This window comes from Klebsiella terrigena, assembly GCF_006539725.1.
Taxonomy (GTDB): Bacteria; Pseudomonadota; Gammaproteobacteria; order Enterobacterales; family Enterobacteriaceae; genus Klebsiella; species Klebsiella terrigena.
In genome coordinates this window covers 1-25,451 of sequence record NZ_BJNO01000016.1, presented here as the reverse complement: position 1 = coordinate 25,451, position 25,451 = coordinate 1, and the positions used below count along the sequence as shown (strand labels likewise).

General features: G+C 58.0%; 26 protein-coding genes. 11 read left to right on the top strand and 15 right to left on the bottom strand.

What is annotated here, in order from left to right; all coding sequences use genetic code 11:
- Positions 1-21: 21 nt before the first annotated feature.
- Positions 22-441 carry a GNAT family N-acetyltransferase gene (locus tag RTE01_RS17260; protein ID WP_141335208.1) on the bottom strand — a complete coding sequence of 140 codons (420 nt, stop codon included), beginning with the start codon at positions 439-441 and terminating at the stop codon, positions 22-24.
- A gap of 150 nt (positions 442-591) precedes the next feature.
- Between RTE01_RS17260 and RTE01_RS17255 the strand changes: the two genes are divergently transcribed.
- Positions 592-1,176 (top strand): YceI family protein, encoded by a 585-nt coding sequence (locus RTE01_RS17255; RefSeq protein ID WP_134527675.1) that lies wholly within the window; start codon positions 592-594, stop codon positions 1,174-1,176.
- Positions 1,177-1,719: 543 nt separating this feature from the next.
- A complete protein-coding gene (locus RTE01_RS17250; protein WP_123552010.1) occupies positions 1,720-3,273 on the top strand; it encodes a peptide MFS transporter in 1,554 nt (517 codons plus the stop codon).
- Positions 3,274-3,593: 320 nt separating this feature from the next.
- Here the strand turns inward: RTE01_RS17250 and RTE01_RS17245 are convergent, their stop codons facing one another.
- A complete protein-coding gene (locus RTE01_RS17245) occupies positions 3,594-4,373 on the bottom strand; it encodes an acetoin reductase (protein WP_134527671.1) in 780 nt (259 codons plus the stop codon).
- A 274-nt stretch (positions 4,374-4,647) separates the two neighbouring features.
- Between RTE01_RS17245 and RTE01_RS17240 the strand changes: the two genes are divergently transcribed.
- Positions 4,648-7,389 carry a LuxR C-terminal-related transcriptional regulator gene (locus RTE01_RS17240; RefSeq protein ID WP_141335206.1) on the top strand — a complete coding sequence of 914 codons (2,742 nt, stop codon included), beginning with the start codon at positions 4,648-4,650 and terminating at the stop codon, positions 7,387-7,389.
- A 66-nt stretch (positions 7,390-7,455) separates the two neighbouring features.
- On the opposite strand, the gene RTE01_RS17235 is transcribed toward RTE01_RS17240, so the two are convergent.
- The 4 genes from RTE01_RS17235 to RTE01_RS17220 are packed head-to-tail and all read right to left on the bottom strand — an operon-like array spanning position 7,456 to position 12,176.
- On the bottom strand, positions 7,456-8,922 hold the full coding sequence (locus tag RTE01_RS17235) for an MdtP family multidrug efflux transporter outer membrane subunit (RefSeq protein WP_141335204.1): 1,467 nt from the start codon (positions 8,920-8,922) through the stop codon (positions 7,456-7,458).
- Positions 8,919-10,859, bottom strand: coding sequence for an FUSC family protein (locus RTE01_RS17230; RefSeq protein WP_134527668.1), 1,941 nt, complete (start codon positions 10,857-10,859; stop codon positions 8,919-8,921). Before RTE01_RS17230 ends, RTE01_RS17235 begins: the two co-directional genes overlap by 4 nt.
- 9 nt (positions 10,860-10,868) lie before the next feature.
- A complete protein-coding gene (mdtN, locus tag RTE01_RS17225; protein ID WP_115191934.1) occupies positions 10,869-11,897 on the bottom strand; it encodes a multidrug transporter subunit MdtN in 1,029 nt (342 codons plus the stop codon).
- Between the two features lie 6 nt (positions 11,898-11,903).
- On the bottom strand, positions 11,904-12,176 hold the full coding sequence (locus RTE01_RS17220) for a YtcA family lipoprotein (RefSeq protein ID WP_041147124.1): 273 nt from the start codon (positions 12,174-12,176) through the stop codon (positions 11,904-11,906).
- Positions 12,177-12,447: 271 nt separating this feature from the next.
- Between RTE01_RS17220 and yjdI the strand changes: the two genes are divergently transcribed.
- Together yjdI and RTE01_RS17210 are read left to right on the top strand one after the other, a co-directional pair.
- Positions 12,448-12,678, top strand: a complete 231-nt coding sequence (gene yjdI, locus RTE01_RS17215) for a 4Fe-4S mono-cluster protein YjdI (protein WP_041147123.1) — start codon at positions 12,448-12,450, stop codon at positions 12,676-12,678.
- Between the two features lie 11 nt (positions 12,679-12,689).
- A complete protein-coding gene (locus RTE01_RS17210) occupies positions 12,690-12,962 on the top strand; it encodes a GNAT family N-acetyltransferase (protein ID WP_041147122.1) in 273 nt (90 codons plus the stop codon).
- A gap of 198 nt (positions 12,963-13,160) precedes the next feature.
- Here RTE01_RS17210 and RTE01_RS17205 read toward each other — a convergent pair whose 3' ends face one another.
- Positions 13,161-14,399 carry an MFS transporter gene (locus tag RTE01_RS17205; RefSeq protein ID WP_134527665.1) on the bottom strand — a complete coding sequence of 413 codons (1,239 nt, stop codon included), beginning with the start codon at positions 14,397-14,399 and terminating at the stop codon, positions 13,161-13,163.
- A 187-nt stretch (positions 14,400-14,586) separates the two neighbouring features.
- Positions 14,587-15,528: a LysR family transcriptional regulator gene (locus tag RTE01_RS17200; RefSeq protein WP_218029262.1), complete on the bottom strand. Its 942-nt coding sequence runs from the start codon at positions 15,526-15,528 to the stop codon at positions 14,587-14,589.
- Between the two features lie 161 nt (positions 15,529-15,689).
- Between RTE01_RS17200 and RTE01_RS17195 the strand changes: the two genes are divergently transcribed.
- Together RTE01_RS17195 and alaE are read left to right on the top strand one after the other, a co-directional pair.
- Positions 15,690-16,715, top strand: coding sequence for an alcohol dehydrogenase catalytic domain-containing protein (locus tag RTE01_RS17195; protein WP_218029261.1), 1,026 nt, complete (start codon positions 15,690-15,692; stop codon positions 16,713-16,715).
- A gap of 284 nt (positions 16,716-16,999) precedes the next feature.
- Complete coding sequence (alaE, locus tag RTE01_RS17190; RefSeq protein WP_255313539.1) at positions 17,000-17,437, top strand: L-alanine exporter AlaE; 438 nt, start codon at positions 17,000-17,002, stop codon at positions 17,435-17,437.
- Between the two features lie 24 nt (positions 17,438-17,461).
- On the opposite strand, the gene RTE01_RS26645 is transcribed toward alaE, so the two are convergent.
- The 3 genes from RTE01_RS26645 to RTE01_RS17180 form a co-directional block, all read right to left on the bottom strand.
- A complete protein-coding gene (locus RTE01_RS26645) occupies positions 17,462-17,584 on the bottom strand; it encodes an SDR family oxidoreductase (protein ID WP_409372341.1) in 123 nt (40 codons plus the stop codon).
- The gene (locus tag RTE01_RS26640; protein ID WP_409372340.1) at positions 17,554-17,724 is read right to left on the bottom strand and encodes a hypothetical protein; all 171 of its coding nucleotides are present in this window, start codon (positions 17,722-17,724) and stop codon (positions 17,554-17,556) included. Before RTE01_RS26640 ends, RTE01_RS26645 begins: the two co-directional genes overlap by 31 nt.
- 102 nt (positions 17,725-17,826) lie before the next feature.
- Positions 17,827-18,273 carry an ester cyclase gene (locus RTE01_RS17180; protein WP_115191937.1) on the bottom strand — a complete coding sequence of 149 codons (447 nt, stop codon included), beginning with the start codon at positions 18,271-18,273 and terminating at the stop codon, positions 17,827-17,829.
- 112 nt (positions 18,274-18,385) lie between these two features.
- Here RTE01_RS17180 and RTE01_RS17175 point away from each other — a divergent pair, with 112 nt between their 5' ends.
- Both RTE01_RS17175 and RTE01_RS17170 read left to right on the top strand, forming a co-directional pair.
- Positions 18,386-19,297, top strand: coding sequence for a LysR family transcriptional regulator (locus RTE01_RS17175; protein ID WP_134527659.1), 912 nt, complete (start codon positions 18,386-18,388; stop codon positions 19,295-19,297).
- Between the two features lie 463 nt (positions 19,298-19,760).
- A complete protein-coding gene (locus RTE01_RS17170) occupies positions 19,761-20,504 on the top strand; it encodes an SDR family oxidoreductase (protein ID WP_041147743.1) in 744 nt (247 codons plus the stop codon).
- Positions 20,505-20,711: 207 nt separating this feature from the next.
- On the opposite strand, the gene RTE01_RS17165 is transcribed toward RTE01_RS17170, so the two are convergent.
- Entirely contained in the window at positions 20,712-21,116 is a 405-nt protein-coding gene (locus RTE01_RS17165; RefSeq protein ID WP_134527656.1) for a nuclear transport factor 2 family protein, read from the bottom strand.
- A gap of 149 nt (positions 21,117-21,265) precedes the next feature.
- A complete protein-coding gene (locus tag RTE01_RS17160) occupies positions 21,266-21,811 on the bottom strand; it encodes a GNAT family N-acetyltransferase (protein ID WP_134527653.1) in 546 nt (181 codons plus the stop codon).
- A gap of 333 nt (positions 21,812-22,144) precedes the next feature.
- Between RTE01_RS17160 and RTE01_RS17155 the strand changes: the two genes are divergently transcribed.
- A complete protein-coding gene (locus RTE01_RS17155; RefSeq protein WP_134527650.1) occupies positions 22,145-23,332 on the top strand; it encodes an MFS transporter in 1,188 nt (395 codons plus the stop codon).
- Positions 23,333-23,942: 610 nt separating this feature from the next.
- On the opposite strand, the gene RTE01_RS26710 is transcribed toward RTE01_RS17155, so the two are convergent.
- The gene (locus RTE01_RS26710) at positions 23,943-24,560 is read right to left on the bottom strand and encodes a LysR family transcriptional regulator (RefSeq protein WP_304363565.1); all 618 of its coding nucleotides are present in this window, start codon (positions 24,558-24,560) and stop codon (positions 23,943-23,945) included.
- Between the two features lie 116 nt (positions 24,561-24,676).
- Here RTE01_RS26710 and RTE01_RS17140 point away from each other — a divergent pair, with 116 nt between their 5' ends.
- Entirely contained in the window at positions 24,677-24,982 is a 306-nt protein-coding gene (locus RTE01_RS17140) for a gamma-glutamylcyclotransferase family protein (protein ID WP_134528638.1), read from the top strand.
- On the opposite strand, the gene RTE01_RS26510 is transcribed toward RTE01_RS17140, so the two are convergent.
- Positions 24,889-25,451 (bottom strand): VENN motif pre-toxin domain-containing protein (locus RTE01_RS26510; RefSeq protein WP_304363564.1); only part of this gene is annotated, 563 nt, incomplete at its 5' end. The two genes, RTE01_RS17140 and RTE01_RS26510, sit on opposite strands and share 94 nt — an antisense overlap.

The following is a 25,451-nucleotide window of genomic DNA, read 5'->3' as shown; positions in this document are numbered from 1 at the left end:
AAGGGGGGATGACTCCTCCCTTTACCCCTCTTGCGATCCCCACACCAGCGCCATGCCTTCGCTCTCCGGGCGCACCAGCTTAAAGCCGAATTTTTGATACAGCTCAGGGACGTCGGCCACCAGGCTCACGTAGGCGCCCACTGGCGCATGCTGCTCGAGCCAGGCCATCAGGTGCGCCATGATTTTTCGCCCCAGCCCTTTTCCCTGATGCGCCGGATCGACGGCAATATCGACGATCTCGAAGTTAAGCGCGCCGTCGCCAACGATGCGCCCCATGCCGACAATCAGCCCGGAATTCTCCACGTACACGCCGTGGCAGCTGCGGGGAAGCGCGCGCTTAGCCGCCTCAAGAGGCCGGGGCGTTAAACCGGAGATGACGCGCAGGCGACAAAAATCGTCTGCCGGAGGAACGGTTTCCACAAAGGTGTAGGTTGCTAACATGTATCGATCTCAGAAGTGGGCGTTACCCTGTTTACCATCAACCACGCGTTCGCTCAATCGCCACGCGTACCGATCCGCCTGCAAAAAAAGAGATGAATAAAAACGGGGCCAGGCGCGTTTACCGGTTATCGATACTGAGGATAACCCACTATGACGCGCATTGTTTCCGCCATTGCCTTCGGGCTGCTGATCGGCCCGGCGCCGCTGTACGCGATGCCGGTTAGCTACGGCATCAGCACCCCCGACACCGCGATCGGGCTCTCATGGCAGGCTTTCGGCGGCACCTCGCAGGCGCATCTTGCCGGCGTAACGGGAGAATTTACGCTGGATATGGCTAATGACATGGACGATCGCCTGAGCGTCAACATCCCGGTCGCCACCCTTACGGCTTCCAATAGCCTGCTGACCTGGCAAATGAAGGGCCGTCTCTTTTTCGACGCCGATCGCTACCCGGCGATCCGCTTTACCAGCAGCCGCGTGGTGGCGCTGGGAGGCGGACGTTTTCGAGTTTTTGGCTACCTCGGCGTAAAAAATATCCTGCGTCCGGTCATTCTCGAGGCGATCCTCGAAGCGCCGACGGGCAGTTCCGTTGGCCGGGGCCGGGAGGTGCTTTCGCTGCATGCGACGACCGCCATCTCACGCTCGGCCTTTAATATGGACAGCCTGGCGGCGCTGGTGGGCGATACCGTCACCATCGATATCGCCATCGAGGCTAAAGTCCGGCATCGGGCATAGCTCCCCGCGCGCTCTTTGCGTGGGGGCGTTATCTAACCGTCAGGGATTAGCGGCCGGCGCGTCCGGGCAGCACGCTATCGCGAAGCCGATACAGGCGTTTGCCTCCTGCTGCGCGGCAGGAGATTGCTGCCGTTCGACGACGGCGCAAAATCAAGAGCCCTGTTTATCCTCCTTTCCCGCCGTAGATGCTGCCAACCCTACATTTACCCCGGTTTTAATCACGCTGTTCCGCCGCCGCTGGCTATCCATTTATGCTGAATGAATATTCATTAACGTTATGTTTATAAACAATAAAATTGTTAAAATGCTCAAGATGTCAATGTCAACAGTATTCACGTCTCGACCAACTTAAAATCTATAAAAGTAGACGTTTGTCGACTTTTCATCTAAAAAGTCTGGGTAAGGGGCTAGACAAAACCACCATCCGGTTATCAAATGGTTAAATAATATTAAATTTTAAGTAAATGATTGGCCAAATGAAAAAACGGCCAACGCGCTTTCCGCGATTTACAAGCGCTTCGGCGCACCTTATTGGGAGAAGTTATGCATTCCTCTGTTAATAAAAACGAAAGTCGGACCTTCTTTGGTCACCCCTATCCGCTAGGGTCGCTGTTTTTTACCGAAATGTGGGAGCGATTCTCTTTTTACGGCATTCGCCCGCTTTTAATCCTGTTTATGGCCGCCACCGTCTATGACGGCGGAATGGGGCTGGCGCGCGAAAACGCGTCGGCGATCGTCGGCATCTTCGCCGGCAGCATGTACCTCGCGGCGCTGCCGGGCGGCTGGCTGGCGGATAACTGGCTGGGTCAGCAAAAGGCCGTCTGGTACGGCTCGATTCTGATTGCGCTCGGCCATCTGTCGATTGCCCTCTCTGCCTGGATGGGCGACACCCTGTTCTTTATCGGGCTGATGTTTATCGTGCTCGGTTCCGGCCTGTTTAAGACCTGTATCTCGGTGATGGTCGGCACGCTGTATAAGAAGGGCGACGCGCGCCGCGACGGCGGATTCTCGTTGTTCTACATGGGCATCAATATGGGCTCGTTTATTGCCCCGCTGATCTCCGGCTGGCTTATCAAATCCCACGGCTGGCACTGGGGCTTTGGCATCGGCGGTATCGGGATGCTGGTGGCGCTGGTTATCTTCCGCCTGTTCGCCGTTCCGGCCATGAAGCGCTACGACAGCGAAGTGGGTCTCGACTCCACCTGGAACAGCCCGGTGGCGAAGAAAAACGGCGTCGGCGCCTGGCTGCTGGCGCTGGCGGTCGGTGTTGCGGCGGTGATTGTTCTGATTGCTCAGGGCGTTATCGTGATTAACCCCGTGGCGGTCGCCAGCACGCTGGTGTACGTCATTGCGGCGTCGGTGGCGCTGTACTTTATCTATCTGTTCGCCTTTGCCGGCCTGAGCCGCAAAGAGCGCGCTCGCCTGCTGGTGTGCTTTATCCTGCTGGTCTCTGCCGCCTTCTTCTGGTCGGCCTTCGAGCAGAAGCCGACCTCGTTTAACTTGTTTGCCAACGACTACACCAACCGCACCATCGGCAGCTTCGAGATCCCGGCGGTATGGTTCCAGTCGATTAACGCCCTGTTTATCATTCTGCTGGCGCCGGTATTCAGCTGGGCATGGCCGGCGATGGCGCGTAAAAACGTCCGCCTGAGCAGCATTACCAAGTTCGTTATCGGTATTCTCTGCGCCGCCGGCGGCTTCGGTCTGATGATGCTGGCCGCCGAGAACGTGCTGAGCAGCGGCGGAGCGGGCGTATCGCCGCTGTGGCTGGTGGGCAGTATTCTGATGCTGACGCTGGGCGAGCTGTGCCTGAGCCCGATTGGTCTGGCGACCATGACCCTGCTGGCTCCGGAAAGAATGCGCGGTCAGATGATGGGGCTGTGGTTCTGCGCCAGCGCGCTGGGTAACCTGGCCGCCGGCCTGATTGGCGGTCACGTCAAGGCCGACCAGCTGGATATGCTGCCGGATCTCTTCGCCCGCTGCTCGATTGCGCTGCTGATCTGCGCCGCCGTACTCTGCGTGCTGATCGTTCCTGTGCGCCGGATGCTGCAAAATGCCCAGAGCAAAACCGCCCAGGAGCCGGCGGCGAACGCCTGACGCTAAAAAGAACCGATACTCTGTAAGCCGGCGCGTGATGCGCCGGTTTTTTTTCGCCCATACTCTGCCGACGGGCTTATGCCTCCGCCGCGTGCAGCGGTAAATGAGCATCATGGCAAAGGCGTACAGCACCATCACCGACCGCCAGATAGCCCCGGGGCGATAATCAATCCTGCGCCGAAGTTAGCGTTGAACATGTAGGCAATGCGCCAGCCGTTGAGTACGATGCTGGCAATCAGCTGCGCCAGCGGATCGTGAGCGTGCAGACTGAAGGAGAGGGTGAGCCGAACCGCGCGGTGAACGCGGCCCGGCGTCAGGATTTAGCGGTAGACGATGCCGCCGTCGATGAGGATCGACTGACCGGTAACGTAGTCAGAGTCCGGACCGGCGAGATAGGAGACCAGGCTTGCCACGTCGTCCGGGGTTTCGGCACGGCCCAGCGCGATGCCTTCCACGTATTTCTTGTAGGTTTCACCTACCGGCGTGCCGGTGATCTCGGAGAAACGCTTGTCGATCTCGGTCCACATGCCGGTACCGACAATCCCCGGACAGTAGGCGTTTACCGTGATGCCGCGGCTGGCGTACTCTTTGGCCGCCGCCTGGGTCAGCGCGCGGACGGCAAATTTGGTGGCGGAGTAGATCCCCAGCAGGGCGAACCCATCGTGCCCGGCAATGGAGCAGGCGTTGATGATTTTACCTTTCTGCTGACGGTCGATGAATTTTTTCGCCGCGGCCTGAATGCCCCACAGGGTACCCTGGACGTTGATGCGCATGATGCGATCGACCTCTTCCGGGGTCACGTCGGCCAGCGCCTGCACCTGAGCAATCCCGGCGTTGTTCACAATAATATCGAAGCCGCCCAGCTGCTTCTCCGCTTCGTCAATCGCGGCGTAAACCTGATCGCGGTCGGCGATATTGGCGACGAAGGTAGCCGCCTTGCGGCCCAGGGCCTCAACCTCAGCGGCGACGGCGGCAATCCCTTCCGGGTTGACGTCGACGAGCATCAGCGATGCGCCATCTTTAGCCAGACGTAAAGCAATCCCGCGGCCAATGCCCTGACCTGCGCCGGTGACCAACGCCACTTTATTTTCGATAGCCATTCTGTACTCACCTTGAGCTAATTAATAAACGACGGCTGCCCGATGCGTTGTGAGCCCGGTGCGGGAAGGGCGCAGCGGGCCAGAGGAGCATCAGCGGCAGAGAATGGCACTACTCTATAGCGGCGGATAAACGTGGCCTACCCCCCAGCTGGGGGGGAATGGGGCGCAGTGATGAAAAGCTGGAGCGCGCTCGGATATCGCAGCGATGCCTTGGTTCAACCTCCTCTCCTTGGGTACACTCGGGGAATGGACTGGATGAAAAGGTAACGGCACGATGGAATTTTTGCCCGCAACGGATGACTCACTGAGTGAATGTGTTCCCGAAGAGCCTTTAGGCTTTACGCGCCAGCTGCCGCTTATCGCCACCCGCTTTACGCCGCCTCGCTCACCCGGTGAGCTGCAGCTGCGCGACCGCCTGCTACGCCGTCTGGACGCCGCCACCGGCAGCGCGCTGACGCTGGTGTGCGCCCCGGCCGGGTTTGGCAAAACGACCCTGCTGGCCCAGTGGTACCACCATCGCCAGCAGCAGGGGGACGCCCTGGCCTGGCTGAGCATGGATGAAGACGACGGCCCGCCGGCGCTGTTTATGCGCTATCTACAGGCGGCGCTGGCACCCCTGTGGCAAGGGTGGAGCCCGGCGTTTCTCCGCCAGGCGGATGACGGCCCTGCGGCCGATCTCACGCTGTTTCTGGCGGAGCTGGTGAACCAGCTGCACCGCTGCCCGCACCCGCTGTATCTCATCATTGACGACTATCAGAATATCTCCCACCCGGCGATCCACGCCGGGCTAAGCTGGCTGCTGAACCACGCCCCGGCCGCTCTGCACCTGATTATCGGCAGCCGCTGCCAGCCGACGCTGGCGCTGGGCCGGCTGCAGATGCAGGATCAGCTGGTGGAGGTGGACGATAGCGAGCTGCGTTTTAACGTCGGCGAAGCCAGCGCCTATTTTTCCGCCGCGCTGGCGCCGGGGTTCAGCCAGCAGGAGATCCCCCGGCTGCTGGCCCTGACGGAGGGCTGGGTCGCCGGGATGAAAATGGCCACCTTATCCAGCGGTCCCGCGCACTCCCACCCGGCGGCGGGCGGACTGAACGCCGGCTCGCGCTCAATTGCCCGCTATCTTGACGAAGTTATTTTTGCCCCTTTGCCTGCCGAGGTGCTCGACTTTCTCCTGCAAACGTCGGTGCTCAACCGCCTGCATCCGGCGCTGTGCGACGCCGTCACAGGCAAAACTAACGGCGAGGCGATGCTGGCATGGATTGCGCAGCGCAACCTGTTTCTTTCCGCCCTCGACGAGGGTGGGCTGTGGTTTCGCTACCATCCGCTGATGCGCGACGCGCTGCTCTCTCGCCTGCAGCGCGGCGGCGAGGAGGATATTCGCCGGCTGCACGAACGCGCCGGCGGCTGGTTTGCCGGGCAGCAGCTGTGGGCGGAGGCGATCCGCCACGCTCTTGCCGCCGGTAAGGGCGGCGCCGGGCACGCGGAGGTCGGGGCGCAGTCGCTGGCGGAAGAGGGGGACATCGACACGATGGTGCGCTGGATCCGCTACCTGCCGGCGGATCTCGACCCTTCGCGGATCGATCTGCAGATTAACCTCGCCTGGGCGCTGGCGCACCGCTTTCGCTTTCAGGATGCCCGCCAGCTGCTGGACGCGCTCGAAACCCTGGCGGCGGCCAGCGGTGAAGCATTAGCCCACAGCTCGTGGGTCAAGCTGCGGGTGGTGCGGGCGATTTGCGAAGCCTTTGCCGAGAATATCCCGCAGAGCATTGCTATCGTTGAGCCGCTGCTGCGGGAGGTGCCCTGCGGCGACGTGTGGGTCGATGGCCTGGTGTGCAACATTCTCAGCTACTGCCATCTGGCCAACTCCCGGCCGCAGCAGGCGCTCGACGTTCAGCAGCGGGTATCGGGCGAGCGCGAGGCCAGCCGCAACCTGTTCGTCGGCGTGTATCGGGCCTTCGTCATGGCCCAGGGCTACCTGCGCCAGGGTAACCTGGTGGAGGCCGAGCGTCAGGCCAGCCGGGCGCTGGAGGCTGCGGAACGGCAGACCGGCGCCCGCTCCAGCAGCGGCGCGACGCTGGCGCCGATCCTCGCCGAAATCGCCTGGGAGCAGGGGGAGACGCAGCGCATTGACGCGCTGCTGGCGCTGCGCCTGGAGACGATCGATGATTTTTGCCCGCCGGACGGCTTCAGCCGCTGCTATATCGTGCTGGCGAGGCGGGCACGGCTCAATGCCCGTCGGGAGGACGCGGAATCCCTGCTGCTGCACGCCGAAGGCCTGGCGGTTCAGCGCGGATGGCTGCGGGCGCTGGCGCCGCTGCTGGCCGAGCGCCTCAGCCAGTCGCTGCAGGACGGCGATATCTCCGCCGCCGAAGCGCTGCTCTCCCGGCTGCAGGCGCTGGCCGAAGATGCGGACAAAAGCGACGTGGCGCACGCCTCTCTGGCCCTAAGCCGCTGCCGGGTGCTGATGGCGAAAGGGGAAGCGATGGCGGCGGCGCTGCGGCTCGATACGCTGGCGGCCGAGCAGGAGCGCAGCGGGGAGTGGCTGTTCGCCGTGCGCCTGCGGCTGCTGCAGGCCCAGGCCCTGTGGCAGGCGAATGCCCCGGAGCAGGCCGTGGCGGTCGGCGTTCCCGCGCTGCGGCGGGCAATGCGCCAGAAGCTGCTGCGCAGCCTGCTGGACGGCGGCCCGGCGCTGGCGTCGTTGCTGCAGCTGATCGCTAAACGCGGCGCGGCAGGGGCGGAGTTCAGCGCCGACCTGACGCAGCTACTGGCGCACTTCGCCGCCGCCGGGATCCCGCTCAGCGCAGGACGCGCCGCGCCGCCAGACGTACGCCTAACCGAGCGGGAACGGCAAACTCTGCGCCTGATTGCCGAAGGCTACTCGAATAAGGGGATGGCGCGGGAGCTGGGGATTTCGGCGGAGACCGTCAAGTGGCACCTCAAGCAGCTGTACGAAAAGCTGCAGGTCAGCGGCCGCATCCAGGCGCTCAACCAGGCGCGCGAGTGGCAGCTGCTAAGCTAGAGGTACAGTTCGCGCCGTCATTTCTGCGGGGCCGCGTTCGCCGCCCCGCCTTTATTGCTGCTCGTATTACTTCTTGCTAACTTCCGCCAGCGGGCTGCGATAGTCGCCACCCAGCGCCTTGATCAGCGTAACGTCGGTGCTCAGGCGCTGGGCCTGGATATCCAGCAGCATCAGCCGCTGGGCGATGGCCGGTCGACGCGCCTCCTGGGCGGCGTAATAGCTTAGCAGCCCGCGCTGATAGTGCGCGCTGGCGCTGTGGGTGGTGGCCATGGCGGCGGTCACCTTCAGCTGCTGGAGCGCCACCTGCTGGTTGAGATCGTTGAGCTGGCTGGAGCTTATCGCCACGTCGCGTACGGCATCAAGGACGGCCTGGTTGTACTGCTTGATCAGGATATTGCTGGCGGTGCGCACCGAACGCAAATTGGCGTTCAGACGCCCGCCGTCAAAGATCGGCAGATAGAGGCCGGGCAGCAGGTTAATCTGCTGGAACGTCGATTTAAACAGATCCCCGACGCTCAGCGCGTTATATCCCCAGAAGGCCTTGATATCGAAGTGCGGGTAGAACGCCGCCTTCGCCGCATCGACCTGGCTTAACGAGGCGGTGACGTAGCCGCGCAGCGCCTGCAGGTCCGGGCGGCGGGCCAGCAGCTCGAAGGAGAGCGAATCGGGAAGCGTCTCCTGCAGCGTCGGCAGCGGCACCGGGTGGATCTCCGGCATGCTGTTGGCGTCGGCGCCGATCAGCGCGCGCAGGGTTTCGCGATACTGGGTCAGGGTACCTTTGGCGGTAATCGTCTGCTGCTGCGCCGCCAGCAGCTCGGCCTGGGCGTTGGCGATATCGACGCTATCCTCCACGCCCCGGCGGGTGCGGTGCTCGTGCGCCTGTACCGACAGGCGGGCAATCTCTTCCAGCTGGTTGAGCAGCTCAATTTTCTGGAAGGTAGCCTGCATCGCGAAGTACAGCTGCGCCACGCTGCTGGCGAGATCCAGCTCGATACCGGCGGTTTCCGCCTGGCGCGCGTTTTTCTCGCCGATGGCCGCCGCGACGTGGGCGCGGTCGGCGCCCCAGAGATCGATATTCAGCGTGGCGCCGACGCCTACCGTATTCAGGGTGTACCAGGGGCCGTTTTTATCGACCGGCAGAGAGTAGGAGTAGGGCCAGGTGAACTGCTTGTTGGTCACCCGCAGGCGGTTTTGCGCCGCCACCGCGGTGGCCTGCACGCCCATTGCCGACTGCGCCAGCTCTACCGTTGACTGCGATTGCGAAATGCGCAGCCGGGCGGCCTGCATGGTCGGGGAGTTCTGCAGGGCGCGGTTCACCAGCATGTTGAGCTGGGCATCGTCATAGCCTTCCCACCACCTGGCTGTCGGCCAGCCGCTGTTCGCCAGATGAATCACCTGCGCGAGCTCGGCCTGCTGCGGGTTGACTATCCTGACCTGAGAAGGATCGTCCTGAATCAGCGCGCACCCGGCGAGCAGGACGAAGGCGAGGGGTGAGTAGCGCAGGTAGCGTGCTGCGGTGTCCATTTTTCTCATGACTTATCTGCCTGTCGCGGAAGATCTGAAGGTGCGGACGACCACGTCGGTAACGTCGTCAGTAGCGTCGCCAGCGGCGGACCAAAGGGGTTGTGCGGATCCGGATGCACTCCGTGGGGCAGAGCCGGCGCGGCCTGCTGGCGCTCGATATCCTCGGCGTAGGCCTGGAGCTGCGCGGCGCTGCGCTGGAGAAAATCATCCCCCGGCGCGGCGTACAGCCGATAGCCTTCGCTTAAGCGCACGATCTCCTGGGCCCGCAGCCAGGTCGCTTTGACCGGCCAGGTTTTGGCCTCCGGATGCGGATGGGCCCAGGCGTTGAGCGGCTCGGCCGCCACCCGATGCATCAGCGTTTCGGCGCCGTTCAGGGAGTGGAACAGCGGCACCAGCCTGACCTCATCATCCCCGGCGCGCAGGTAGCCGGCAATCTGCCGGTAGAGCTGCGCGAGGCGCGATTTCAGCGGCAGGGCTTCGCTATCCGGCCACAGGTAGAGGTGGACGATCGACGAGACCAGCACCCCGAGCAGGATGCCGATAACCCGATCGCGCAGCTCGGTGAGATTGGTCAGCGGCCCGAACCAGCTGAGAAACGCCAGCGAAAAGGTAAAGCCTATCTGGATCCCGGCGTAGGCGATGCGTTCCGAGCCGGCGGCAATCCACGCCGACAGCGCCATCACCGGGAGGGTCATCGCCAGCAGCCCGACGATGGATTCGGTGTGCGGCTGAACGTAGACGATCATCAGCAGCGCCAGCAGGGTGGCGAGCAGGGCGCCGCCGATGCGCAGCCAGGTCTTCTGCAGGGTCGCCCCCAGCCCCGGCTGGGCGACAATCACGCAGCTCAGCATAATGGTGTGGATACCCTGCCAGTCGGCGGCGGTATAAAAAACGTAGCACAGCAGGGTCGCCAGCAGCGTTTTGAGGGCGAAGTGCAGGTAGGCCGGATTGGTCCAGGCATCGGGCAGCAGCAGCGGGGCCTTTTCCTCTTCCCCGGCCGGCAGCGCAACCGCTTCGCCGCGGGCCAGCTTGCCCAGGGTGGCGGCCATCTCCTGGAGAATTACGCCGTTGGCGCTATCCCGGGCGACGATCTCCGGCTGTGCGGGCAGGGCGTCGGCGCGCAGATTCTCCGCCAATGCCGAGAGCGAAACGGAGAGCTGCTGGCGCTCTGCGGGATGGTCATCCCGCGGCTGAAGCAGCGCGGCTAGGTGATAGCAGTGCAGCGCGGCGGCCATCAGCGATTGCCACCCCTGCGGGTCGGCGGCCATCTCCGGGCTGGAGCGGGTAGCCTGCTTATAGAGGGCGTTTAGCTGGGCAAAGTTTTCGGCGATCTCTTTAAACGTCGGCTGGTTTTTCAGCGGCCCCGGCTGGACGAGCAGCTGCGCAACCTGGCGCAGCAGGACGACGATCCGCGCCTTGAGCTGGTAGCCGGGAAACGCCTGCTGAAAACAGGCGTTCACCAGCAGGGTGACCACGATGGCGGTGTTAATGACCACCCACAGCCACAGCAGCAGGCGCACCAGGATCTCGCTCTGGCTGGTCATCGACGGGAAGGTTTGCGCGTAGATAACCACCAGCGCCACCACGAAGAAGGCCAGCCCCAGCTTGCCCAGCACCCGCATCAGGTAGATCGCGCCGAAAAAGAGCAGCACTGAGGCCACCAGGCGGATCAGCGGATAATCATAGGTCCATTTGATGATCAGCAGCACGCAGCCCAGCGCCACGCTGACGGTGATAAAAAACACCACGCTCACCAGCTTGATCATCAGCACGTTCGGCTGGCTGACGTAAAACACCACGATCAGCGCGACGGCCAGGAAGGGGATCTGCAGCGTCATAAACAGGACGATCAGCACCGCGCAGCTCAGCGTCAGGCGCAGGGTATAGTTGGCCCGGCCCGGCACATCGCGGAGTTCCCGGGTCAGGAACGACCAGAAGTTCTGCATGCCGTCCCCTTACTGCGGCTGAAGCACGGCGCTGGCAGAGGCGCCCATGCGGAACAGTTCAGGGTCGGGATCTTTGACGGCGATCTTCACCGGGAAGCGCTGGGAAACGTGGACCCAGTTGATGCTCTTCTGAATAATCGGCAGGCCTTCAATCACGCTCCCGCCCTCGGGCAGCACCCCGGAGCCCACGGAATCCACCACTCCTGAGAAGGTTCTGTCGTGGTTGGTCATCACGGTAACCCGCGCCGGAACGCCCGGGCGGACGTTTTTAAGATCGGTCTCGCGGAAGTTGGCGATCACGTACCAGCGGTCATCGTCCATTAAGGTAAACACCGGCTTGAGCGCCGAGGCGTACTGGCCGACGGTGGTTTTCAGCGCCACCACCACGCCGTTGAAGGGGGCGTGGACTTCGGTAAATTCAAGATGCAGCTCCGCCAGCGCAATCTGCGCCAGGATCCCTGCCCGCTGGGCAACCATCGCGTCTACGCCGGAGACGGCGGCGGAGGCCTGTTTCGCCTGCAGCAGCGTCGCCTGCAGCTCGGCGCGGGCGGCCTTTTCCGCGGTTCTCGCCTGGTCGAGATCTTCCTGCGAGGCAAAGCCCTGCGGCACCAGCGGCTCGAGGCGGGTGCGGGAAGAGGTGGTCTGCTTCACCAGCGCCCTGGCGCGTTCGACGGCGGCGGCCACCGACTGGGCGTTGTACTCCTGGGCCTTAACCGTGCGCTGGGTCAGCATGATTTGCGCATCCAGCGTCGTCAGCCGGGCTTTGGCGTCGTCGAGCATCGCCTGGTAGGGGCGCGGATCGATGCGGAACAGCAGATCGCCTTTCTTCACCCGCTGGTTGTCGCGGATCGGCATCTCGACGATCCGCCCGCTCACCTCCGGCACCACGTCAATGGTGTCGGTATAGACGTAGGCGTCGTTGGTGGCCGGCGAGGTCTGGAGCTGCCAGATAACCACAATAAGCGCCACGATCGCGGCGAGGACGAGGGCCAGCAGGGGCCACTTTTTCCGTAATACGCTTGGGCTGGAGTTTGTCATAGCGGCTTAGTTAACAAAGAAGAGGAACCACAGGATCGTGGCGAACAGGAACATCAGCGCCAGGTAGCTGAAGACCAGCGGCGAAAATCGCGACTGCCAGCCCCGGCGAACGATCAGGATATGGCAGGGAATGAGTAAAAATACGCCGCCCAATAAACAGAAGAACCAGCCGGGAAATGCGGCGCCTAATACCGGGATCGCCGGTGATAAAGAGCAGCCGGAAATTAAAGGCGCGGTTAATAATAGTGCTGGCGGAGCCAGCTTCGCTATACGATTCAAGGGAGGATACCTGCGCGCTCATATCATTGTGGAGTGAGTTTAATCGGCCTGAAGGGTAATTAAAAGCCGCTCGGCAGACTAAAAACCTATATTCCTGGCGTCGCTTGAGCGTAGCCTTTGCATAGCGAATGAATATAAACGCATTTATTTTGCATTAACCGCGATAGCGGCCGATAAAATAGGGGGAAGGGTTTCTGCTGCTGCCCGTAGTCAGCGCCTCCCGCCAGGGCTATGCTTAGGGTCTGAACAATAAAAACAATGGGGCAATGTCATGGATAAGGAACTACTGGACGCGGGATTTCGCGCCTACAGGGGAGAGAAAATCGATGTCTACTTCAATACGGAAATCTGCCAGCACTCGGGGAATTGCGTACGCGGTAGCGCGAAGCTCTTCAATCTGAAACGTAAGCCGTGGATCGTGCCGGACGAGGTGGATGCCGCCACGGTCGTGCGCGTCATCGATACCTGCCCGAGCGGCGCCCTGAAGTATCGCCAAAAATAAGTGAGGACGTGATGGAAATACTGGAAGGCCATAACAAGTTTTACGTTAACGACGCCGAGGGCAATCAGGTCGCCGAAATTGTCTTTGTCCCCACCGGGGAGCATCTCAGCATTATTGAACATACCGACGTCGACGAGAGCCTGAAAGGGCAGGGCGTCGGTAAAAAGCTGGTGGCGAAAGTGGTGGAAAAAATGCGCGGCGAGCAGCGTAAAATTATCCCGCTATGCCCGTTTGCTAAACACGAGTTTGATAATACCCGCGAATACGATGATATCCGCGCCTGATATAAATGCGCCGGCTTTTGCCGGCGCTAAATGTTAGGCGAGAAACGCAGACGCGCTTGCCGCATCCGGGATCTTTTTTCTGGCGCTTATTTCGTTGAGAAAGAGCTTAGCCAGAATTTTTACCGCAGCCGCGCGCGTCAATATTATTTCGGCAGCCTGTTTCCGGCTTCGCGCATAAAGTACCTCGCATCTTTGCTATCAGCGGGTGCCTTCATTTTCCAGCTTCTGCCGTTTGCGCAGATGCGGGAAAATGGTCATCCATATCGCCACCACCACCAGCGTGCCGATCCCGCCGAGCGCCGCGGCCGGTACGGCGCCCATGCACGCCGCCAGCAGGCCGGACTCAAACTCGCCAAGCTGGTTCGAGGTATTGATGAAGATGGCGTTTACCGCGTTCACGCGGCCGCGCATATCATCCGGCGTATCCAGCTGCACCAGCGCGCCGCGAATGACCATGCTCACCATATCGAACCCGCCGAGCGCAGCCAGCGCCAGCAGGGAGAGCCACAGCTTCGTCGAGAGCGCAAACACCAGCGTCGCCAGGCCAAAGCCGGCCACCGAGGCGAACATGATCATACCCACGTTCTTCTCCAGCTTGTTGCGGCTGAGCCAGACGCCCACCAGCAGCGCGCCGACCGACGGCGCACCGCGCAGCATCCCCAGCCCCCAGGGGCCGGTGTGCAAAATATCCTGAGCGAAGATCGGCAGCAGCGCCGTCGCCCCGCCGAGGAGCACGGCAAACAGATCGAGCGAGATCACGCCGAGGACGTCTTTTCTCTCGCGGATAAAATGGACGCCGGCAAACAGGTTCTTGAGATTCATCGGCAGGCGGGTTTGCGGCGGCCGCTCGTAGCGCAGCCGGCTCACCAGCACAATTGAGAACAGATAGAACAGGGCGGAGACGCCGTAGACCACTTCCGGACCGGCGACGTACAGCAGGCCGCCAAGGGTTGGGCCGATAATCACCGCCGCCTGTCCCCCAACGGAGCTGGCCGCCATCGCGCGGGCGAGGATCGGCGGCGGCACCAGCGCCGGCAGCATCGAGGTGATCGCCGGCCACTCCAGCGCTTTTGCCACCGAGATTAAGAAGACCAGCCCCCAAATCTCAATTTTATCCGCCCAGTGCAGCAGCGTCAGCGCCACCAGTCCGAGTAGCGCCGCCCATTCGATGAACTGGCCTAGCAGCACGATGCGCCGGCGATCGAACTGATCCGCGAGGTGTCCGGCGGGCAGGGCCAGCAGCACTGAAGGGAGGAACTGCATCAGGCCGATCATCCCCAGCGCCATCGCGCTGTGGGTGATGGCGTAAATTTGCCAGCTCACGGCAACCGAGAACATCTGAAAACCAAACGATGAACAGGTGCGCGCCAGCCAAAAGGTGACGAACGACCCGTGCCGCAGGAGAGAATCTTCCGCTGCGGATACCTGTGAACCCATAGTCTTATCCCATTCAAAGCCAATATTCCGGCCAGCATCTTTGTGCCGGCCTGGTGAGGCGCCCGTAACGGGCGCTTCTTATCTTTTTTTGCACATTGCAGAGTGCGGTATCCTGGCCGTTCGGACAGTGGCGAGGCGTGCGCTGAGCATGCGATTAATTATCTTAAATGGGTTTAAGCAGGTGCGTTTAAGTATTCGCCGTCTTGCCCTGCGCCTCGGGTCTGGCGTGCCGGGTCAGCTCATCGATCAGCGCTCGCAGGGCGGGTGAAACGTGACGATGGCCGGAATAGTAGAGGCAAAGCCCGGGATACGCCGGACACCACTCCTCTAAAACCCGTTCAAGACGGCCATCCCGCAATGCGTCCATGGCAAGGTGGTCGGGTACAAAGGCGATCCCTATTCCATCGAGCGCCGCTTCCACCATCATGGGCTGATCGCTCAGGGTCAGCGGTCCCGTGACGTTAATCTTTTCAATTAACCCCTTACGCGCAAACTCCCAGCGATAGATCGCCCCGCTGTCAAAGCGAAAGCGTATGCAATCGTGGTGATAAAGATCCTGCGGAACGGCGGGGCGACCGCGGCGTTTGAAATAATCGGGCGAGGCGATAGCGGCGAAACGCACCGGCCCCATAAGCGAAACCGCCACCATATCCTTTGGCACCGCCTCGGCCAGACGGATGCCGGCATCGAAGCCGTCGCCAACGATATCGCTGAGCCTGCCGTCGCTAACGATATCGAGATGAATGCCGGGATAGCGCGCCAGAAAGCCGGCCAGGATCGGCTTCAGGACCAGGCGAATGGCGCCCTCGCTGGCGTTAATCCGCACCGTTCCAGTGGGCGTCTGGTCATGTGTATCGAGTTCCTGCAGCGCATCTCCAATCGCCTCCATTGCCGGACGTAATTTGGCAACCAGGCGCTCTCCCGCCTCGGTCAGAGAGACGCTGCGCGTGGTCCGGTGAAAAAGCCGGACGTTCAGCCGCTTTTCAAGGACCTTGATCGAATGGCTGATTGCCGACGGCGTCATGTTCAGCTGGATCGCTGCCGCACGAAAGCTGCGGTTAACCGCGACGGCCAGAAAAGCGGTAAAGGCTGAAAAATCAGCGCCCTTCAATTGGTGAATGTCTTTCATCATCACATCAAAAATTGCGTGGATTGTTTTGATAATCCACGAACCATAGACTCGAAATAGCAGGAACTCAACATGCTTCGTTAACTTTGCGTTTCCCATTAACGGTAACCGCGCACCCGCCTGCTTCCCTCATCAACGACAAGTGAAATAAGGATAACCAAATGAAAATGAAAGCGATTGTTATGACCGGCGCCAACCGACCGTGGGAAGTCCAGGAAGTCCCTGTTCCTAAGGTCGAGCCCGGGCAGGTGCTGGTAAAAGTGCATGCTTCAGGCATGTGCTACACCGACGTGTGGGCGACGCAGGGATATGGGGGCGACATTTACCCGCAAACGCCGGGTCATGAAGTTGTTGGGGAGGTTGTCGAGGTTGGGGCCGGGGTCCACACGCGCGTGGTGGGGGATCGCGTAGGAACTACCTGGGTGCAATCGTCCTGCGGCCGCTGCCCATACTGTCGTGAGAACCGGCCGTTGACGGGCCAGACGGCAATGAACTGCGTTCAGCCGCGTACCACCGGCTTTGCCGCGCAGGGAGGCCACGCGGAGTATATTACGATTGCGGCTGAGGGAACCGTGCTTCTGCCCGACGGGCTGGATTATGTCGATGCGGCGCCCATGATGTGCGCAGGCTACACCACCTGGAGCGGTTTACGCGATGCCGCGCCGAAGCCCCGTGAGAAGGTGGCGATTGTCGGCATCGGCGGGCTGGGGCATGTCGCGCTGCAGCTCTCCCGTGCCTGCGGGTTTGAAACTATTGCCGTTACCCATTCAGCGGATAAGCATGCGCTGGCCCGCCAGCTGGGGGCCAACCATGTGGTGGCGAACGGGAAAGCGCTGCGGGAAATGGGGGGCGCGGACGTGCTGCTGGTCACCACCAACCACTTCAACGCGGCTGAGGACGCGCTCACCGGGCTGCGGGCTGACGGCAGGGTGGTGCTGTGCGGGCTTGATTTTAACCGGCCGTTCTCGATCTCTTCCGAAGGCGTGCCGTTTCACATGATGCGCCAGCGCGTTATCGGCTCAACGCACGGCGGGCAGCACTACCTGAGTGAAGTGCTCGATCTGGCGGCAAAAGGCAAAGTGAAGCCGATCGTGGAAACATTTTCGCTGGATCAGGCTGCGGAAGCTTACGAGCGCCTGGCCTCCGGCAAGATGCGCTTCCGGGGCGTGTTTACGCCCGCGCGGTAATAGGGGAGGAGTTGAAAGGGGGCATTATTGCCCCCGCAGGCGGCCGCGGCGGCGCATTTCCTGCAATTAAACACGACGCATTTATACGGCCGGAGGCGAATCACGTGGGCGCGGTGGGCGAGGCCAGGGAAGCGTAAAGGGGGAAGAGCGGGGCAGCACATAGCAGGGCGGGGGGCTGGATGATGCCCGTATGCTATAGTTTTAGGCTTCTCTGTGGATGAGAAGGCGTTTAATCACTCCACCACGACAGGAAATGTAATTTGCCTCAACCCCCGGAACGGTCGATGCGTCGGACCGCATTTATTGCAGATACCGCTGCGCTGATCCTCTTCTTCACCACAACCGGCATTATTAACGAACGCGTGATAGCCGGTATGACCTGGGAGCAGGTTCTCCACGCCTGCCTGCTGGGGGCGGTGCTGATGGTCCCGGTCGCAAGGCCCTACGGTATCTGGCGGGATTGGCTGATGCGGCGCGCCGGCCCCGGTCGGGTATCTCAGCTGCTCTGGGACAGCGCGGCTCTGGTCAGTTTTCAGGTGCCGATCTATGCGCTGATTATTGCCTTCAGCGGCGCTTCGGGAAGCGGGTTGGTGCGAGGCACTCTCGGCGCCGCGCTGATGATGCTTTGCCTGGGACGGCCCTACGGCGCGTTTCTTAACTGGGTGCGTCGGTTATTTGGTTTACCTCCTGGAGGGAGTAAGCCGATGTCGTTGAACAGCTGAGCGGGGCTGTGACCCGCTGCACCTTTAGAGTCCGGGCCACATGCCGCCATCAAGTCTTAAATTCGTTCCGGTTATGTAGCTTGCCCGGGGGCTGGCAAGAAGTGTGACGGCATCGGCTATTTCCTCGAGCGTTCCCACGCGGCCCATCGGAACCTGGGCGAACATGGGAAGCACCGAGCATCGGTGCCTGGTACGTAGGGAAAATCGATCGGGAAAACCTGTTGCAGGTAGCCTGCAATAATTTTTACGTCCAGCGGATTGATGCCTGTCGCCTCAATGCGAACCATAACCTCAGCCGGCTGCAGATCGCGCGCCGATGCTGACGACATCCGGGCCGCCAAAACTCTTTATTAACGCTGCTTTCATGATGAATCTCGTTTTCAATACGATCAGGATTGAGCCGGGAACTGGCCGAGCTGAATGAACAGGCCGAACCAGTCCTCCATATGCCAGGTGGTGGTGACGCGACCGTCGCTCAGCGTGTGAAATTCATGCAGTCGAAAACTTATCTTCTTGCCAGTCGGGGCGATGCCGAAAAATTCTCCCTGATGCGTACCGCCGATCTCTGCACGCACGCCGATCCGACCGGGTACCTGAATCATGTCGTGGATGGCAATATGTACATCGGGAAAAGCCTCGCCGAAGCTGCGGATGATTGGCTTGATGCCTTCCGGCCCAGGGCCTTGATTCGGCGCAAGCGGGATGTCGTCCCACTGCGGCGCCAGTACGGTATCAACCAGGTCGGGATTCTTTTCGTTGAAGGCGCGATAGAGCGTTTCTACGGCCAGACGCTCAATGCGCAGGCGTTCGGTGAGTTCAGCACTCTCTGTATTCATGGGTCACCTTGGTTGGGTTGCAGTTACGTGCGATGGCTTAAGAGTGACGAGAGTATCTGCTCGATGCTAAAATCCGTCTAACAAATAAACTGTATAATGGATTATTTGATTTATGGATTTTCATGGCATTGATTTGAATCTGCTCGCCGCCTTTGACGCGCTGATGAGCGAATGTAATGTGACGCGAGCCGCCACCCGGGTCGGGGTGAGTCAACCAGCCATGAGCGCAGCCCTGTCCAGGCTACGAAAGCTGTTAGGCGATCCGTTGTTTTTGCGCAGCGCCGAAGGCCTGCTGCCGACGCCGCGCGCGCGCGAGTTGGCCGAACCCATTTCACAGGCATTGCGGCAGCTCGAAGCCACTCTGGTCAGGAAGCCGGATTTTGTTCCGGGGGTAGCAAAGCTGACGGTCAACCTGGGTCTGTCAGACTATCCGGCGTTCGTTGTGCTGCCCGCATTGTTAGAGGCGCTCGCAGAACAAGCACCCGGTATTTCGGTCAATGTGCATGCCTTTAACGACCGCGACCATGCGGTGGACCTGCTCGATGCCGGAGCGATCGATGTGGCCATTGGCGTGCCGCCTACGCATTCCGATGGCCGCATCCTGACCCGGCCGATCCTGCGTGACGAATTCGTCACCATCATCGCAAGTAAGCATCCCGCAGCAAGACGCGGGATGAATATGAAGACCTATTTGTCACTTCCCCATGCGCTCGCCTCGCCGGAGGGGCAGCGACATGGTCTCGTGGATCAGGCTCTTGCCCAGTTGGGCCAGCAGCGCACGCTCGCGCTAACGCTTCCTCACATGTTCGCCCTACCGGCCATCGTGGCCCGCACCGGTATGACGGCAACCGTCATGAAGCGGGTCGCGCTTCAATCTCCGGCTGGAAGACAGTTGGCCTTTTTCCCGCCGCCGGTTACTTTGCCCGAGATCGTTTTTTACCTGATCTGGCATCGTCGAAGCGATGGCCACCAGGCGCAGAAGTGGCTGCGGACGCTGATCGAATCCATCGCGTTGGCGCTGTAGTTACCCGGCCAGTTTTCGAGTTCGGACGGTAGCGTCAATCTGCCATCGCCGGCATAAACACCAGAGAGGGTTCATGCATTTGCCTGTGCGTCAGCCAGGACTGGAGGCCGTTTGGCATCGACAATCCTCCTGCTCTGCCGTGAGCCGTAGATCTGCCACGCATAGAGTTTTCCGAGTTCATATTTTTAATATTTATTAGTAGGTTAGTCATACATCAGGCAATGACTTTTTGTGGCAAATATGCCGCAGGAGGGAGGGAGACTGAAGCCGTTGATGATCTAAGTTGAACTTAATATGACGGTCATCTATGTGCCAGGAGCGGACGGACTGGCACGCTATTAAAAAGATTGCTGTACAGCTTATCCAACCTGTCATCTAAAAATGGCACTCACTGAAAGACGCCAATCCATCTCCTCATGTATATCTACATCCATACATAGTCATTAAGAAAGGATGAATGAAGATGCTAAAAGGTAAGAGGGCTGTGATTACCGGTGGTGGCGGGGGATTTGGTCAGGCGTTGAGCGTATGGTTGGCACGAGAAGGCGTCGAGGTAGATTTTTGCGCGAGGCGTGCCAATGATATTCAAAAAACTTGCAGTATCATCTCGGCTGAAGGCGGAATTGCGAAAGGATATATCTGTGATTTAACCCAGCCTGAATCCCTTTCTCAGTTTTCTTCACAGTTGTTAACTTCAGATAAGCCCATAGACATTTTAATCCTCAATGCTGCCCAGTGGTTATCCGGAACGTTAGACGATCAACCAGACACAGAAATTATCAATACTGTCAGCTCAGGACTAACAGGTTCGATTCTACTGACTCAGGCATTGCTGCCCAGCTTAAGACGTTCAGAAAGTGCGGATATAGTCTCAATTATATCTTCATGTGGGATTCCGAATTTCACAGATTCAATTGCGCATCCCGCATTTTTTGCCAGTAAACACGGCCTTAGCGGGTTTACAACTAAACTCTCACACCAGTTGTCCGAAGAAAATATACGTGTGACTGGGTTATATCCCCCAGATTTCGAACTGACAGGATTAGATACGTTTGTCGATAACCAATTCAAAATGGGGGAGCGTTTAATGAATGGGCGCTCGGTCTGGGAAACAATTCGCTTTGTGTTGGTTCAACCGCGTAGTTGCCACATTAGTAACATCTATTTTGATGGTCCTACACGCGAAAAAGTGGGGAATAAAGGCTGAATTTGGGGACGTTGAACACTTCTCGCTCTCAGCGGACCCACAGCACTCACATCCGCTTGGTACCCGGAGCGGATGTGAGCAGGTATAATTCAACAAGGGTCAGGCCAATGTTGAATACGGTATTAAGTCAGCGAACTCTCAATAACGAAAAAGTTCGCTGCACGCTCGTTTGAGTGGGTGTCTGAAGGGAACAAGGATATCTACAAATCAAAGGCAGGCTTCGGAAACTGCGTAGCTATCCTCGAACATACGAAAACGGGTAATAAGACCATCTTCAATGTGCATATCGAGTACAAACTCGGTTTCAATCAGCTTGTTCGTTTTTTTAACGCGTGATGCAAGCTCACCGATAGCCGCTACATGCTTATCTTTGATAAGGATATCTTTGATTTCAAAATGTTCTGATGAAATCTGTGCCCGGATTTGCGCATAGAATTCGGCTACACCCTTTCTGCCGTGTTTGCGGCCAATCCAGGGAACTACCTGAGTATTTCCGGAGACCAGCCAGTCTACATTTTCACTAACCAATTCAGCTATTTCATTCACATCTTCTGCTGTGGCTATACGATGAAAAAAAGCTTCCGTTACTGCCTGCGGTGTTTGAATTGTCATAGCTTGTCAATCCGTAGTTAAGGGCCTTTAGATTAATTGATTGTCTTAAAAATCACCTTATCCTGTAGTGCCGCTAAGTGAGGTAATTGAGAGCAATTGGTAAGTGACTCATTTTTATGGCTACATTCACAATACTGTCTGTGAGTTTATCAACCTGGCATGCTTTTACTTATATGCCAGTCATCAAAAAGAAGAGCATATAGCATGCTCGGAGGGGCGTCTTTGACATCATCTATATCTCTGACGTAGCTCAGGCCTGCCTTTTGTAGAACTTTTTGCGATGCCAGATGGTTTGCTCTTACAACAGCATTAACTTCTGCAAGTTTTATTACCTCAAAGCCATACCTTACGGCATATTCAGCAAACTCCGTCGCCAGTCCTTTTCCCCACGCTTCAGTTGCAAACCGATACCCCAGATTATTGAACGGTTTATCGGTATAGCTGAGGATACTCAGTCCACCGAAGCCAATGAGATCTTCGGGGCTGTCGAGAAGGGATATTGCCCAGTTACCAAAACCATTGGCTACCCAATGCTCTACCCATCGATTCAAAACTGCCTGCGCATGTTGAATATCTGGATAAGGTCCAGCCGGATTGAATTGGTTCGTGGCAGGGTCGCCATATATCCTGAATAGATCGGCTACATCTGATGCAACTACCGGTCTAAGACATAAACGCCTGGTTTCAAGTTGCAAACTTACCTCCAGATTGCTGATTTCAATGTATTGGCTTCGATGACGCCGCAGGTTGATTTAAGCACACTTCGGCTGTGAAGCCATCGCCTTGCTCGATTTCGGGTATGCCCGCTCGTCGTTCGTGGCCGGCCTGGATATGACGGACCTCCCGTCCGTCATACGTGAGGGGGCAATAATGTTAACTTTGGCGGAGTGGCATCTGCAGCAACGAACAAAGTACCTGCTTACGACTCCCGCAGCTGAAAACCACCTTTCAATTATGCAAAATAATTCTCATTCACATGTAATATGGTGTGATGTTTATTAGCGCTTTTGGTTTTAAAAGGATGTGAAATGGGGACTCGATTTTCGACATTACGGCGCATTCCCGGTGGCGTCTGGATTATTGGTTTTGTCAGTCTTTTGATGGATGTTTCTTCTGAAATGATCCACAGCCTTCTTCCACTTTTTATGGCCACTGCTTTAGGGACGCCAGTAGTCATCATTGGACTGATTGAGGGACTGGCTGAAGCGACGGCTTTATGCGTCAAAGTTTTTTCAGGTGTAATCAGTGATTACATTGGCAAACGTAAAGGGCTTGCAGTGCTTGGCTATGGCCTTGGTGCACTTAGCAAGCCACTTTTTGCGCTGGCTTCAACCTCAGGGATGATCTTCAGCGCGCGCATGATTGACCGAGTCGGAAAAGGAATTCGGGGCGCACCACGAGATGCGATCGTTGCCGACGTTACTCCCCCCGAGATCAGAGGGGCGGCTTATGGCCTGCGCCAGACACTGGACACGATGGGCGGTTTTCTTGGGCCGCTGCTGGCTGTGGGGCTAATGCTTTTATGGAGTAACGATTTCCGTGCTGTTTACTGGGTTGCCGTCGTGCCGGCATTTCTGGCCGTAGCCCTGTTATTTTTCGGATTACATGAACCACGCACACCAGTCGCTGCGGTCAGAACTAATCCGGTGAGAAAGGAGAATCTGAAAAGGCTGGGTGTGGATTGCTGGTGGGTTATAGGACTCGGTGGGGTATTTACTCTCGCCAGATTTAGTGAGGCTTTCCTGGTGCTAAGGGCGCAAGAGGTTGATATCCCACTAGCTTTAATTCCTCTCGTGATGGTCGCCATGAATGTCGTCTTTTCTTTTACTGCGTACCCTTTCGGGCGCTTATCAGACAGCATCAGTCATAAGCGATTACTTCAAATGGGGCTTGTAGTGCTCATCGCGGCTGACTTAGTACTCGCCCTCAGTCATACCTGGGTAGGAATAATCGTGGGTGTTGCTTTGTGGGGCGTACATATGGGAATGACTCAGGGTCTGCTGAACACCATGATTGCCCGTACGGCACCCGCTGATCTTCGTGGTACGGCCTTTGGATTTTTCAGCTTACTGAGCGGAGCAGGATTGCTGATTGCAAGCCTGGGCGCAGGCCTGTTATGGGACATTTGGGGTTCTGCTTCAACATTTTTTGCCGGCGCGGTTATTTGTGTCTTGACGCTATTGCTGATGTATTTTGTGCCAGACCAGTCTAAATGAATCCTTCATTTACGGTCATGTGCTGACATCTGCCGGTTAAACCTGTTTAGCCCCTCCAGGAGACTCAATATTATTTCGAGGGGTTTTATTCCTGGTCTACTATTCGCACAGAGTGGACCTGCACACCCACGCTTCGGCCGTCCTCGCGGCAGGAGCGTGCATTGCTAACATCAACCTATGTTTGCTGGCCGGCCATGAAAAGAACTATTCCGGGTGTAGAATACGTTCGTATTATGGAATGTTAATAATTAATTGTGCTTATTTTATTTCAAAATAATATGTAGCGTACTCTTCATGATGTATTAATCTCTACATCATTAAAATACTCATTCTGATCCTTATGCTCTCAACTGAGCAGGCTACGCTTCGTATGCGGGCCTGGTGAATGTTAAAAACTGCCGGTGCGGCAGTATTACGTGATGGCGGTTACCTTATGCCAGACAACCATTCAGGGAAGGAGACCTTTAACCAGATTGCACTGGGTGTTCGCGCCGTTGGCGGTACTGCTTTTGTTATGCTGGCTAAGGAGCCGGAACACGTTGATTTCAGATCTCTGTTTGACCGTGCTGAGGATTACGCCGGATTACTCACAGAAATACGAAAAACACGCTCAGTTATCACGAAAGAAACTGCACTGACTCAACTCTTCGACAGCTGCTCTTGAAACCCTTTCTGTCAGTGAATTCAACAACAGGATCTGGGCAACATGCCGTCGACCCTGGGTGGACAGATTAGCCAGCGCCTGGTTGATCCTTCGTTTTATCGATACAGAAGCTCGTTTCATATGGCTGGATGACATCGCTTCCTGACCATCATTTAGATCCACATTACTGTCAGTAACATCCAGTTGAATATCAAATTCAGGATATCTCTGCCTGAACCGGCTCAGACGCGGTGCCAACCACTTGCTGGCAAATGAAACTGTTGTACTGACACGTAAACTTTTTGCAGGGTTCCTTCCGCGCAGACGTTCAGATTCCATCATTAACTCATTCAGAAGGCGGGTAACAGTGAGATGATATTCAGCCCCTTCCTGAGTCAGTGTTATCTGTCGGGTCAGCCTGAAAAATAGTTTTAACCCCAGATGCTCTTCAAGCTTCCGGATTTGCCGGCTTATCGCGCCATGCGTTACGTGCAGCTCTGTTGCAGCCAGTGTCATACTAGAGAGACGGGCTGCGGCTTCAAAAGCACGCAGAGTCTGCAATGGGGGGAGGCGATCAAATATCATACGCGTGATAATAATTCACGCGTATTGTGAGAACAAATGATTTGTCAGGCCAGAGTCCGAAAAACAAAATTAGCACATATAACATTCACATTGGCTTTACGATAAGCGGAGGAATGATGGAAAGCTTGTTTGTTTACGGGACCCTGGGTCCTGGCCGACCTAATGCTCATATTCTTGAAAAGATTGGGGGGACATGGCAGGAAGGCCACGTTGGCGGTTCTTTATTAGATAAAGGTTGGGGTGCAGAGATGGGATATCCGGGGATCGTATTAGATGATTCCGGTAATCGTGTGCAGGGGTTTATTTTCATGTCAGAGAATTTGCATCTTCACTGGCACATGCTCGATGAGTTCGAAGGTTTTGAGTATGAACGGGTACCCATGTTTGGTCCAGATTCGCTACCGGAGCCATATTTATCCTGAAGAGAACTCAGATATTTTCCGGTGATCTCATCATTACCCATCATTTCCAGGGTAATCAGGTGATCCAGTTCATCTGATGTCATCTTATCGGCAACATCCTTGATGGCTGCTCCGGCAAGACCCACGATTCCAGCTTTTGCACCTATCTCCAGTAGCTGCTCTGCAACCTTATTCCGGCACGGCGAGAGAGCGGCACAACCACGTGCAATCAGAGCCAGATTATTATTCTCCACCGTCGTCTTCCCGGCCTGCACGCCGGAAATCGCAGAGGCGCTGCTGTCACCGGCCAGCCCACCCGCCAGTCCCGCCGCCAGCGTTGCCAGGGTCGAGACGGTTTGCTTCTGCGTTTCGTCCAGTTCGCTGACCGTTTTGCTGTACATCTGCGTGGCGATGATGCCGATCAGTTCGCCGGTTGCAGCGCCAGCGGCGCCGGCGAGGGCGCTCTGGTTCTGCGCGGCGGCAAGGGCGG